Origin of the sequence: Spirulina sp. 06S082 (assembly GCF_034932145.1) — a bacterium.
In the GTDB taxonomy this organism is placed as follows: Bacteria; Cyanobacteriota; Cyanobacteriia; order Cyanobacteriales; family Spirulinaceae; genus CCY15215.
In genome coordinates this window covers 1-11,176 of record NZ_JAYGHV010000175.1, presented here as the reverse complement: position 1 = coordinate 11,176, position 11,176 = coordinate 1, and the positions used below count along the sequence as shown (strand labels likewise).

The window sequence follows — 11,176 nt, the reverse complement described above, 5'->3', positions numbered from 1 at the left end:
TCCCCGCTATCAACTATCAACTATCAACTATCAACTACTTACCTATCACCTATCAACTATCAACTAATCACACGGTGTTGTCCGTAAAAGGGGAGTGCTTGGGACCAATGGGGGCGATCGCCTTGTTTCCAAGCGAGGGCAGCTAATTCTAAAATGCTGTTGGCAGTTTGCCCTAAATCTAACGGGACTTGAAGGAGAATTGCGGAAGAGTCTAAATCTTGTTGTTTTTTCTGCCACTGTTCCAAAGTCATAACCCCATCGGGCAGAATTATCTTGAACCCATCTCGATCGGAGATAAATTGATAAATTGCGCTAAAAATTGCTTCGCGTTTGCCAGGATATTCAACCATAATGCGATCGCCTGGCTGAAATAACTCCTTTTGCGACCAAGCAAACCCCGCTAGAGAAGAAATAGCAAATAAAGGGCGATCGAGTTGCTGGGCGAGGGTACGTGCCGTTACTAGCCCAATACGGGTACTGGTAAAGCTGCCAGGCCCCTTAGCGACGGCGAGAAAAGCTAGATTCGCCCATGTTTGGGGTTGAATAAAGTCTACCAGATGGGAATGCAAGTGAGTGGATAACTCTCGCTGCAGGTTCCAAAGGCGATCGCGAGAATCCCCAGCAAAATTATCCATCGCCAATCCCAATTGAGAACTGGTGGTATGCAACGCGAGAGCGTAAGTTTGAGGAGAATCAAGAATCATAACGAAACGAAGAAGCAAAAAGATCGAGGGAATAGAAGCGCAATTTCCCGAAAACGGATAACGGATAACTGTTAAAATGTCGCCTATCTCAAAGTTTAAAGGGAATTGGCAACCTGTAACGGGCAAACGCGATCGCAGCGTGCATTTTTGCCGATCGTCCCCTTATTCTCATTCCCTTGCCCCTCAAGGCAAACATGGCGATCGCGCAAAACAAGATTCAATTACAAAGAAGGAGAAAATTTTGGTAGCAACTACATCTTTGAATACCAGCAAATCCGAAGAGATTTTTACGGCTGCTCAAAAATTGATGCCTGGAGGAGTCAGTTCTCCCGTGAGAGCATTTAAGTCCGTTGGCGGCCAACCCATCGTCTTCGATCGCGTCAAAGGCTCCCAAATTTGGGATATTGATGGCAACCAATATACTGATTATGTCGGCACTTGGGGTCCCGCTATTTGCGGTCATGCCCATCCTGACGTAATTAAAGCATTAAAAGCTGCTTTAGACAAAGGAACCAGTTTTGGCGCTCCTTGCACCCTAGAAAATACCCTAGCGGAAATGGTCATTGATGCTGTTCCCAGCATCGATATGGTTCGTTTTGTCAATTCAGGTACAGAAGCCTGTATGTCCGTGTTGCGCTTGATGCGAGCCTTTACTGGACGCGATAAAGTGATTAAGTTTGAAGGCTGCTATCACGGTCACGCCGATATGTTCTTAGTTAAAGCAGGCTCCGGTGTGGCAACATTAGGTTTACCAGATTCTCCTGGAGTTCCCAAAACAACCGCCAGCGATACCCTCAACGCTCCCTACAATGATTTAGAAGCCGTTAAAAAGCTATTTGCAGACAATCCCGAGGAAATTGCTGGTGTTATTCTCGAGCCTGTAGTGGGCAATTCTGGCTTTATTCCTCCCGATGCTGGATTTTTGGAAGGATTGCGCGTGATTACGCAAGAAAATGGCGCATTATTAATGTTTGACGAGGTCATGACAGGATTTCGCATCGCTTACGGTGGCGCACAAGAGAAGTTTGGCGTAACTCCCGATCTGACAACTTTAGGGAAAGTGATTGGTGGCGGTCTTCCCGTTGGAGCTTATGGCGGTCGTAAGGATATTATGGCTATGGTTGCTCCTGCGGGTCCCATGTATCAAGCGGGAACACTTTCTGGGAATCCTTTAGCAATGACTGCGGGGATCGAAACTTTGAAATTATTGCAAAAACCTGGTAGTTACGAACATCTCGATCGCGTCACCAAAAAATTAATTACAGGTTTGCAAAAAATTGCGAAAGAGACGGGTCACGCAACTTCTGGCGGTCATATTAGTGGAATGTTTGGCCTCTTTTTCGGGGGAGATCCCGTCCACAATTACGACGATGCCAAAAAGTCGGATCTGGCGAAATTTTCTCGCTATCATCGTGGGATGTTGGAACAGGGAATTTATCTTGCTCCTTCTCAATTTGAAGCGGGATTTACTTCTTTAGCTCATACTGATGAAGACATCGATAAAACCTTAGAAGCAGCCCAGAAAGTAATGGCAGATTTGTAAAGACTAGCTTGCGAAGAGTTAAGTACAAAAGATGGGGGTTGGGTTGACCATCCTCATCTTTTTTTGTTACAATTCTCGTAGTTCATATTGTGAAATGATGCAGGTTTCAGAAATATCTACTTCAACACTTTACGATCGCGATTTTCAGTTATGGTTACAGGAAACTATTCGACAATTAAAAACTAATGAATGGAACGCACTCGATCGCCATAATTTAATTGAAGAATTAGCAAGCATGGGACGTTCTGAAAAACGAGAACTAAAAAGTCGTTTAATTGTTTTGCTGGTTCATTTACTGAAATGGAAATATCAAGAAGACAAACGTTCAAAAAGTTGGTTGAGTACAATTCGCGAACAACGTCGCCAAATTGATTTTCTTTTAACGGATAGTCCCAGTCTTAAACCACTCTATTTAAAGATATTGAGAGAATGTTATGATTATGCACGAGAAGATGCAGCAGAGGAAACAGAATTAGCGATTGAAATGTTTCCTCATAAATTTCCTTTTACCTCTGAAGAAGTTTTAAATTCCGATTTTTTATCCCAAGGAGAAAAGTAATGAACAAAAAAAATATTATTTCATTTTCAATCAAATTTACTTTAGCAATACTGACTATTGCGATCGCCATTGGTTTGAGGGTACATTCTTCTCCAACCCATGACTCTTCTCTCCTCTACACTCCTACAAATTCTGCTCTTCCCGACACTCCTATCTCTTCCTCTCCTAATTTGTATGCTGCGGGAGGTTGTCCTAGTATTGACTGTACTAATTTAGCTTTCCGGCATATCCGCGATCGCCATTGTAATGCCAGTTGTGTTAATGACAATAAGAGTATTTTTATTCCTAGTTATTGTGGCAGTGAAGCTAATATGCGAAAGTTTTGTAATGCAATTAAAAACTCTAATACTTGCGTTGAAAAACATCAAAATAATGGTCGCATCAAAGCTGTAGCAACTCTCAACAGTAATATAGGAACAAGCAGAAATAATAGTTGTAATTTAACAAGAACTGGAAGTGTTATCTACGACACTAACGGCAATATCGTTGTTACTCAGTTCCCTGGTCAATAAATTAAAAAAGAGGAAGAATGCGGGATATTTACATTTGCGATGTGCAAGGCAACCTTCTCAAAGAATTAGGATATTGTGGACTACCAGAACAAATTTGGCTGGCTACATATCAATATATTACAGAACAACATCAACACGAATTTCAAATTCTAGCACAACTTTGGCAATATTACTATGGCCAAGAAGGTGATGCTCTTTTATCTCCGATTGAAGTGGCTCTTTTATTAAAAGATATTGAGTATCTCAAATCACTTTTAAGCAATATTAAAGTTACGGAAATTGAAGCTGAACCAATAGAAATTCAGGAGATTCAGAAATTCTTTGAGGATTTATTGAATTTATGTCAAAAGGCACAAAATAGCGATCGCGCATTAAAATTTGTGGCGGATTAGTCAAATCAGAAAAATGAGTTATCAGCAATGATACTCGAAAAATTGGCTTTGCTTCTATCGCCATCTTTTCCCAACTTTTATAATCCTGCTTCTCCTAAAGCGCGATCGAGTTCTTTGACTACACCTAAAACTTCTGTCCACGATAGAGATATTAACGCAGCTAAGAATATTCGAGATGAAGGTTTACGAATTTTGGCGGTAGGGCATACCGCTACTGCTTCGGGAGGGAGAGTAAGACCAAGTAAAGGCACTGCTTTTACAAGGCTTCTCCCTGTGAGGGAAGAATCCTCTCGCCTTTAGGCAGAGGAGTGTCAACAATTCCCATCGTCTTGCCAGCAAGCAAGCTATCCTAAGAAAGTGAAGCTCTAAGAGTCCTAATTACCATGAAAGTCGGTTTGCACCCTATTCTCAATGATTCCCACATTGATGCCAATCAAGCCAGCAGTCAACGTCAACTCTCGATTTCCCTCTCTGCTTTAGCAGGAGAACAAGATAGTACATTACCGCTTAATTTGTGTCTCGTGTTGGATCATAGCGGTTCGATGAACGGAAAACCCCTCAAAACCGTAAAAGAAGCTGCGATCAATTTAGTGGATAAACTCAAACCCAGCGATCGCATTTCCATCATTACTTTCGATCACCGCGCTAAAGTCCTCATTCCCAATCAAACCGTAGAAAATATTGATGAGGTGAAACGGCGCATTGAAAAACTTAAACCCGATGGGGGGACGGCGATCGATGAAGGACTGAAATTAGGCATGGAAGAAGTCGCTAAAGGTAAAGAGGATAAGACTTCCCAGATTTTTCTCCTTACGGATGGGGAAAACGAACACGGGGATAACGATCGCTGCTTGAAACTGGCTAAATTGGCTTCAGAATATAATATTACCCTCAATACTTTGGGCTTTGGCTCCCATTGGAATCAAGATATTCTCGAAAAAATTGCCGATACCGCAGGAGGAGCGCTATCCTATATCGAACAACCCGAACAAGCCCTAGAGGAGTTTGGCAAACTTTTTACCCGCATTCAATCTGTGGGTTTAACCAATGCTTACTTATTGTTCGATCTGGCTATGGGGACGAGGCTGGCCGAACTTAAACCCGTCGCTCAAGTTGCACCGGACACCATTGAACTCCCCGTACAACCCGAAGGCGATCGCTATAGCGTGCGTTTGGGGGATTTAATGAAGGAAGAGCGGGTAGTGCTGGCTAATCTCTATATCGATCGACTCCCTGCGGGAGAGCATCTTATTGCCAATATACAGGTGCGCTATGACGATCCTGGCTTGGGACAAGAAGGGCTATTCTCTGAGAATATTCCCGTGTTGGTACAGGCACAGCAACTTTATCAACCCGCGCCCAATAATACCGTGCAGCAGTCTATCCTTGCATTGGCTAAATATCGTCAAACTCAAATCGCGGAAACGAAACTCCAGCAAGGAGATAAAACAGGAGCCGCAACCATGTTGCAAACGGCGGCCAAAACGGCTTTACAAATGGGCGATCGCGGTGCCGCAACCGTCTTGCAAAGAAGTGCAACGCAACTCCAAGAAGGAGGGGACTTATCCGAGAGCGATCGCAAGAAAACTCGCATTGTTTCTAAAACTATCTTACAAGACAGTTAGAAATGTGAATAAAAAGCCCAACTCAGAGGTTGCGCGATCGCGCAACCTCCCCTAAGTCCCTTATTCTTTCCCATTCAGATCGCGGCTTCCAGCATCAGGCATAATTGCTCCTCGCAAGTCTGCATTCTTAAAATTGACCTCATTAATATTGGCATCAATTAATTGTGCTTCCACCAAAATTGCCCCTGTCATATTCGACCAACACAATTGAGCGCGATAGAGATTAGCTCGAGTAAAATCTGTGTTTCGCAGTGTCGTCCAAATAATATGAGCAGCTCTAAAATTGGCTTCTGTAAAATTACTGCTGCCTAAATTGGCACTGCTAATACGAGCGTGACTGAAATCAGCTTTGGCTGCATTCGCGTAACTGAGATTTGCTCCATCTAATATGGCTTTGGCTAAATTGGCCTCCTCTAAATTGGCCTTCATCAAAACTGCATTGGTTAAATTTGCACCCTCTAAATTTGCGCCCTCCAGGGAAGCATTCATTAATTTTGCCCGCCCCAAATTGCAGCCAATCATTTTTGCCCGACTCAAATCGCTATCGCGCAAATCAGCTTCACTGAGCACGGCATAACTCAAATCTGCGCCGGTTAAAATGGCACCCTGGAGATTAGCTGCTCTGAGGGAAGAATTCATTAACCTCGCCCCTTTTAAAGTTGCCTTGGTTAAATTAGCGCCAATTAAGTTTGCTTCATTTAATAGAGCATCAAGATGAGATTCACTTAAGTTTGATTCTCTTAAGTTCGCTCTTTCCAAATTGGCTCCAATTAAGTTAGCTCCACTGAGATCGCACTCACGTAAATTTGCGCCACTTAAATCTGCACCCCCCAGAAATGCGCTTTCTAGTTTTGCGCCCTGAAAATCTCGTTCCCCTTTAGCATAGCGCCGCAAGAGTTCTCTGGCATCCATCATCAATAACCCTTTGCTCATATCCTCAATAATTTTGCGAGATAATACCGACTATAAAGGCCAGAAGGAATTTCCCTCTTGCCCTAATGTCCTGATTTTCAATGCTGCACCCTTGATATCTGCTTATTTCGATCGCTACTGTTATTTAGTTATAATTCTTCATCCGTAGGAATAACCTAATTTTCCGCGATCGCTTTTGAGGCGATCGCCAATAATAGATTGACTCTCCCTCAGTGAAAACAAGATAAGCCAAGGCTTTCGAGCTTTCTTAAACAATTGTTAAGGATTCAGACATTTTTTGAAAAATTGGCGTTTTCCCTCATCGGGGCAGAATTCCCAAGAAATTCCCCAAAATTGTCAAGAGGAGGGAGTGAAGGTAGGACAATAGAAAAATAGCTTCATTAAAATAGTTTTTTTAGGTTAGCAGGAGAACCCAGCAATTATGTCAAGCAATGTATCGGACAATCGGAGAAGTCAGACCATTACCCAAGGAATTCGACGATCGCCCAATCGTGCCATGTTACGGGCAGTGGGATTTGGGGACGACGATTTTAGCAAACCCATTGTTGGGCTTGCTAATGGTTATAGCACGATTACCCCCTGCAATATGGGCATTAATCTCCTGGCGGGACGGGCGGAAACCGCGCTGCGAGGGGCGGGAGCAATGCCGCAGATGTTCGGAACCATTACGGTATCCGATGGGATTGCAATGGGCACCGAGGGGATGAAATATTCCCTAGTTTCCCGGGAAGTCATCGCCGATTCGATTGAAACTGCCTGTAATGCTCAGAGTATGGATGGGGTGCTGGCGATCGGGGGTTGTGATAAAAATATGCCTGGGGCGATGATCGCCATGGCACGCATGAATATTCCTGCTATTTTTGTCTATGGCGGCACCATTAAGCCAGGACATTACGACGGGCAGGATTTAACCGTTGTCAGTGCTTTTGAAGCCGTGGGACAGCACGGAGCCGGGAAAATGACAGAGGAGACCCTGATGGCGATCGAGCGCAATGCTTGCCCAGGGGCGGGGTCTTGTGGGGGAATGTTTACGGCGAATACCATGTCCTCGGCGTTTGAGGTGATGGGGATGAGTTTGCCTTATTCTTCCACGATGGCGGCTGAAGATGAGGAAAAGGCGGAGAGTACGGCGAAATCGGCGCAAGTGCTAGTGGAGGCGATTAGGAAGCAAATCCTTCCCAGTCAGATTTTGACTCGCAAGGCCTTTGAAAATGCGATTTCTGTGGTAATGGCGATTGGGGGATCTACTAATGCGGTTTTACATTTACTGGCGATCGCCCGCACCATTGGCGTTGAGTTAACCTTGGACGATTTTGAAACTATTCGCAACCGAGTTCCGGTATTGTGCGATCTGAAACCAAGCGGGCGTTATGTGGCGACGAATTTACACGCTGCGGGAGGTATTCCCCAAGTGATGAAAATGTTACTCAAACACGACCTCTTGCATGGCGATGCTTTAACCATAAGCGGACAAACGGTTGCAGAGGTTTTGGCGGAGGTTTCCGACACGCCTTCCCCTGAGCAAGATGTAATTCGCCCCTGGGACAATCCCCTATATAAAACAGGACATTTAGCCATTTTGAAGGGGAATTTAGCTGAATTTGGGGGCGTTGCTAAAATTAGCGGCGTGAAAAATCCTCAAATGACGGGACCGGCGAAGGTGTTTGAGTCGGAGGAAGAATGTTTGAGTGCTATCCTCGATGGCAAGATTATGGCAGGAGATGTCATTGTCGTGCGCTATGAGGGTCCGAAAGGGGGGCCGGGGATGCGGGAGATGTTAGCGCCGACTTCTGCCATTATTGGGGCAGGTTTGGGGGACTCTGTGGGTTTGATTACCGATGGGCGTTTTTCCGGGGGAACCTATGGTTTAGTGGTGGGTCACGTGGCTCCCGAAGCGGCGGTGGGGGGGGCGATCGCCTTGGTTCAAGAGGGCGATCGCATTACAATTGACGCGAAAGCGCGATCGCTGCACCTCCACGTTTCTGATGAGGATTTAGCACAGCGTCTCGCCAACTGGAAAGCGCCGGAATCTGTCTATACGAAAGGGGTTTTAGCTAAATATGCTAAGTTGGTTTCTTCCAGTCATCTTGGAGCCGTAACGGATTTATAAGAGGATAGGACTTACGCATTAGCTACCACAACAGTAGATTACAGTAGTGGGAGCGTCTCGCTCCCTAGTGGTCTGTCATACTTAAAATGACGAGTATAGCCCGATCCGCCAGGGATTGAAAATCCCTTCTTACTTGGTTGGATATGCTGAGGAAACCTCAGCATCCCCCAAGCGCTGTCTCATACAAAAAATCCATTGAAAGCGGTCGAGGGATGCTGAATTGCGGTCGAGGGATGCTGAATTTAGTTCAGCATATCCAATCGACCAAGAGATAGTTCAGCATATCCAATCGACCAAGAGAAGGATTAGGGTTATGGCGATCGCCCTTACCCGCCAAAAAATCCTTGACAGACCCCTAGCTGCGTACTAGGATTCCAAGCTGAAAAGAAGAGGAAAATCGCGAGAAAAAATGCCGAATTTATTGATTGTCGGGACAGATACAGATGTGGGGAAAACCGTTGTGACAACGGCTTTAGTGGCTTATTGGCAAACCTATCGATCGCCCAATACTCTCGCTTTAATGAAACTCCTGCAAACTGGAACAGGAGATGGGGAGTTATATCGAGAACTATTCGAGCTATCTCAACCCCCCGAAACCCTTGTCCCGCTTCAGTTTAAAGCCCCTGTTGCTCCTCCTGTTGCTGCCGATAGAGAAGGGAGGGCGATCGACTTGGGAAAAGTTTGGCAAACCTATCAAGTTTTAGTGCAGAGTTATCCTTTCGTTTTGATAGAAGCCTTGGGGGGATTGGGTTCTCCCGTGACTCACGAGTTAACGGTTGCGGATATTGCTTCCCAATGGCACTTAAATGCTGTATTAGTCGTTCCCGTCAAGTTAGGGGCGATCGCGCAAACTGTGGCCAATGTCGCCCTCGCCCGTCAGGTAAAATTAAACCTCAAAGGCATTATTCTCAACTGTTCTCAATCCATCACTGAAGAACAATTAAGTGATTGGACTCCCATCGATCTGATCCAATCTTTAACCCATCTTCCCATCCTCGGAACAGTTCCCTATCTCCCCAATCCTAAAGATAAAAACAAACTCGTTCAAATTGCTTCCAATTTAAACATCGAGAAAATCTTCTCTCTTTAGGAGTACATTGCGTGTTTGATGGGGGAACGGGAGATTTATCGACCGATACTTACAAAAATGTAGAAAAATAAACCGTTGTGGGGGTCGGTAGATCGCTGAAATACTCATTCTTTTGCGCCAGGTAAACTTTATCATCTGATACAATACTTATGGCTTCTTCGGAAGTCGAATTAATGGAAACGCAGGAAGCCCGAAGGAAGCCCCAAGCAAAGCCAACAGCTTATGGCTTCTTCGGAAAATGATTTCAAAATAAACTTAATTGTTTCGGGGGCATTTTGAGATGATTCCACGGCAAATCAGGAACAATTGTTCCCTTTGCTTCTAAAAGAGCTTGAAAATCCCGTGCAGTCTGGGGAGAATGTTCTTCTTGCGGACAGTGGACGAAAAAATAAATTGTTTTTCCGTCTTGCAACCAGAGATCGATCTGTTGCGTCCATTCTTGGAGAAAAATTTGATTAAATTGAGATTGGGGATGGGAAATAAAACGAATTAAACTCAAATCGCTGGTGACAATGGGTTGCAGAGGAAGATCGGGTTTGCGAGTGCGGGAGTGCAGTTGCGGATCGTTGGAAGAGTGATAAACAGGACGGGTATCGAGGAGAACTCGCCCAATATTTAAGTTTTGTAATAATTGATTGAGGCGATCGCCATGAGGGGCTTGAAACCAGTCGAGATGACGGACTTCTAGGGCGAGTTTATACTCTTTGTAAGGAAGTTGAGAAAGAAAAGATTTGAGGTCGTCAAATGCTTCTGGGCTATAATTGGGAGGAAGTTGAATGAAAGTGACCCCGAGGCGATCGCCAAGTTTTCCCATACGCTCTAAAAATGCGATCGCCTCAGCTTGGTTGGGGATTAATAAATCATTGTGGGTAATGATTTTAGGCATTTTAGGGCAAAAATGAAATCCCGATGGTGTTTGAGCCTTCCATCGCGCTACTGTGTTGCGATCTGGGACAGCATAAAAAGTGGTATTCCCTTCGACAGAGGTGAAGCGATCGCTATACAAGCGTAAAAAATCCCCTTGAGGAGTTTTATCGGGATAGAAATCTCCCACCCATCCCTTATAAGACCAAACCGCACACCCCAGATAAAAGTTCATATTTTTTCAACAGACGAGTTTTAGAGACAGAAAACTGTCCGATTCGCCTCCAGTTGATATTATACAGAGAAACGACTTTAGGCGATCGCATTTCTTAAAGAGTTTACAATTCAGGCGATCGCGTTTCTCAAAAAAGGAAAAAATCAATGATACTATTACCTGAACTCTATCCAGAAAAGGATTTAGAGTAGTTCTTAATAACCAGTTCGCGATCCTTCTCGGCTCGTTCGCGATCGCGTTGTTCGATCGCCTCGACAAATTCAATAAAACGTTCTCCATCGTGATGAAATTTGGTCTCCATATCTTTCTTCTTATTCCCAGGAGATAGGATTTCAAAAGCCACTTGCGGGGCAACATTATCCTCTTCCCATTGCTTGTAAGAACCGCGATCGCCCTTACCCTAATCCTTCTCTTGATTGATTGGATATGGCGAGGAAACCTACTCCCTCCGGGAACGCTTCGCGAACAGCATATCCAACCAAGTAATATCAAATCCGCATGAATACTATCATTAAAAATCTAGGGAGCGAGACGCTCCCACTACGATAATATTCAATAATTACAGTAGTGCGGGCATCTTGCCCGCTTGTTATACCCATTAACCGGATT

At 44.6% G+C, this 11,176-nt stretch carries 11 protein-coding genes and 2 pseudogenes; 8 read left to right on the top strand and 5 right to left on the bottom strand.

The annotated features are described in order from the left end of the window. Positions 1–59 precede the first annotated feature (59 nt). On the bottom strand, positions 60–704 hold the full coding sequence (tsaB, locus tag VB714_RS12980) for a tRNA (adenosine(37)-N6)-threonylcarbamoyltransferase complex dimerization subunit type 1 TsaB (protein ID WP_323224784.1): 645 nt from the start codon (positions 702–704) through the stop codon (positions 60–62). 241 nt (positions 705–945) lie between these two features. Between tsaB and hemL the strand changes: the two genes are divergently transcribed. The 6 genes and pseudogenes from hemL to VB714_RS12950 all read left to right on the top strand — a co-directional run bounded on the left by hemL (position 946) and on the right by VB714_RS12950 (position 5,335). Continuing rightward, complete coding sequence (hemL, locus tag VB714_RS12975; protein WP_416309672.1) at positions 946–2,247, top strand: glutamate-1-semialdehyde 2,1-aminomutase; 1,302 nt, start codon at positions 946–948, stop codon at positions 2,245–2,247. 94 nt (positions 2,248–2,341) lie between these two features. Next, a complete protein-coding gene (locus tag VB714_RS12970; RefSeq protein WP_323224780.1) occupies positions 2,342–2,806 on the top strand; it encodes a DUF29 domain-containing protein in 465 nt (154 codons plus the stop codon). Then, entirely contained in the window at positions 2,806–3,318 is a 513-nt protein-coding gene (locus VB714_RS12965; protein ID WP_323224779.1) for a hypothetical protein, read from the top strand. The genes VB714_RS12970 and VB714_RS12965 overlap by 1 nt, the downstream gene beginning before the upstream one ends. A 17-nt stretch (positions 3,319–3,335) precedes the next feature. Next, positions 3,336–3,710, top strand: coding sequence for a hypothetical protein (locus VB714_RS12960; protein WP_323224777.1), 375 nt, complete (start codon positions 3,336–3,338; stop codon positions 3,708–3,710). 138 nt (positions 3,711–3,848) lie between these two features. Further along, positions 3,849–4,010: pseudogene (locus tag VB714_RS27425) on the top strand (RNA-guided endonuclease TnpB family protein); the annotation flags it as partial. A gap of 83 nt (positions 4,011–4,093) precedes the next feature. Continuing rightward, on the top strand, positions 4,094–5,335 hold the full coding sequence (locus VB714_RS12950; protein WP_323224773.1) for a VWA domain-containing protein: 1,242 nt from the start codon (positions 4,094–4,096) through the stop codon (positions 5,333–5,335). A 60-nt stretch (positions 5,336–5,395) separates the two neighbouring features. On the opposite strand, the gene VB714_RS12945 is transcribed toward VB714_RS12950, so the two are convergent. After that, positions 5,396–6,268, bottom strand: coding sequence for a pentapeptide repeat-containing protein (locus VB714_RS12945; protein WP_323224771.1), 873 nt, complete (start codon positions 6,266–6,268; stop codon positions 5,396–5,398). 421 nt (positions 6,269–6,689) lie between these two features. Between VB714_RS12945 and ilvD the strand changes: the two genes are divergently transcribed. Both ilvD and bioD read left to right on the top strand, forming a co-directional pair. Then, a complete protein-coding gene (gene ilvD / locus VB714_RS12940; protein ID WP_323224769.1) occupies positions 6,690–8,378 on the top strand; it encodes a dihydroxy-acid dehydratase in 1,689 nt (562 codons plus the stop codon). A 409-nt stretch (positions 8,379–8,787) separates the two neighbouring features. Next, positions 8,788–9,468, top strand: coding sequence for a dethiobiotin synthase (gene bioD, locus VB714_RS12935; protein WP_323224767.1), 681 nt, complete (start codon positions 8,788–8,790; stop codon positions 9,466–9,468). A gap of 244 nt (positions 9,469–9,712) precedes the next feature. Here the strand turns inward: bioD and VB714_RS12930 are convergent, their stop codons facing one another. The 3 genes and pseudogenes from VB714_RS12930 to VB714_RS12920 all read right to left on the bottom strand — a co-directional run. Further along, positions 9,713–10,567, bottom strand: coding sequence for a DUF72 domain-containing protein (locus VB714_RS12930; RefSeq protein ID WP_323224764.1), 855 nt, complete (start codon positions 10,565–10,567; stop codon positions 9,713–9,715). Between the two features lie 166 nt (positions 10,568–10,733). Further along, a complete protein-coding gene (locus VB714_RS12925) occupies positions 10,734–10,868 on the bottom strand; it encodes a hypothetical protein (protein ID WP_323224762.1) in 135 nt (44 codons plus the stop codon). Then, a pseudogene (locus VB714_RS12920) lies at positions 10,857–10,964 on the bottom strand (Uma2 family endonuclease); the annotation flags it as partial. The pseudogene VB714_RS12920 and the gene VB714_RS12925, both read right to left, overlap by 12 nt. Positions 10,965–11,176 lie beyond the last annotated feature (212 nt).

What these genes read in the sequence shown, in the direction of transcription:
- VB714_RS12925 (WP_323224762.1), bottom strand. Translation starts at nt 10,868, where the DNA reads ATGGAGACCAAATTTCATCACGATGGAGAACGTTTTATTGAATTTGTC.
- VB714_RS12960 (WP_323224777.1), top strand. Translation starts at nt 3,336, where the DNA reads ATGCGGGATATTTACATTTGCGATGTGCAAGGCAACCTTCTCAAAGAA.
- ilvD (WP_323224769.1), top strand. Translation starts at nt 6,690, where the DNA reads ATGTCAAGCAATGTATCGGACAATCGGAGAAGTCAGACCATTACCCAA.
- VB714_RS12950 (WP_323224773.1), top strand. Translation starts at nt 4,094, where the DNA reads ATGAAAGTCGGTTTGCACCCTATTCTCAATGATTCCCACATTGATGCC.
- VB714_RS12965 (WP_323224779.1), top strand. Translation starts at nt 2,806, where the DNA reads ATGAACAAAAAAAATATTATTTCATTTTCAATCAAATTTACTTTAGCA.
- VB714_RS12945 (WP_323224771.1), bottom strand. Translation starts at nt 6,268, where the DNA reads ATGAGCAAAGGGTTATTGATGATGGATGCCAGAGAACTCTTGCGGCGC.
- VB714_RS12930 (WP_323224764.1), bottom strand. Translation starts at nt 10,567, where the DNA reads ATGAACTTTTATCTGGGGTGTGCGGTTTGGTCTTATAAGGGATGGGTG.
- bioD (WP_323224767.1), top strand. Translation starts at nt 8,788, where the DNA reads ATGCCGAATTTATTGATTGTCGGGACAGATACAGATGTGGGGAAAACC.
- tsaB (WP_323224784.1), bottom strand. Translation starts at nt 704, where the DNA reads ATGATTCTTGATTCTCCTCAAACTTACGCTCTCGCGTTGCATACCACC.
- VB714_RS12970 (WP_323224780.1), top strand. Translation starts at nt 2,342, where the DNA reads ATGATGCAGGTTTCAGAAATATCTACTTCAACACTTTACGATCGCGAT.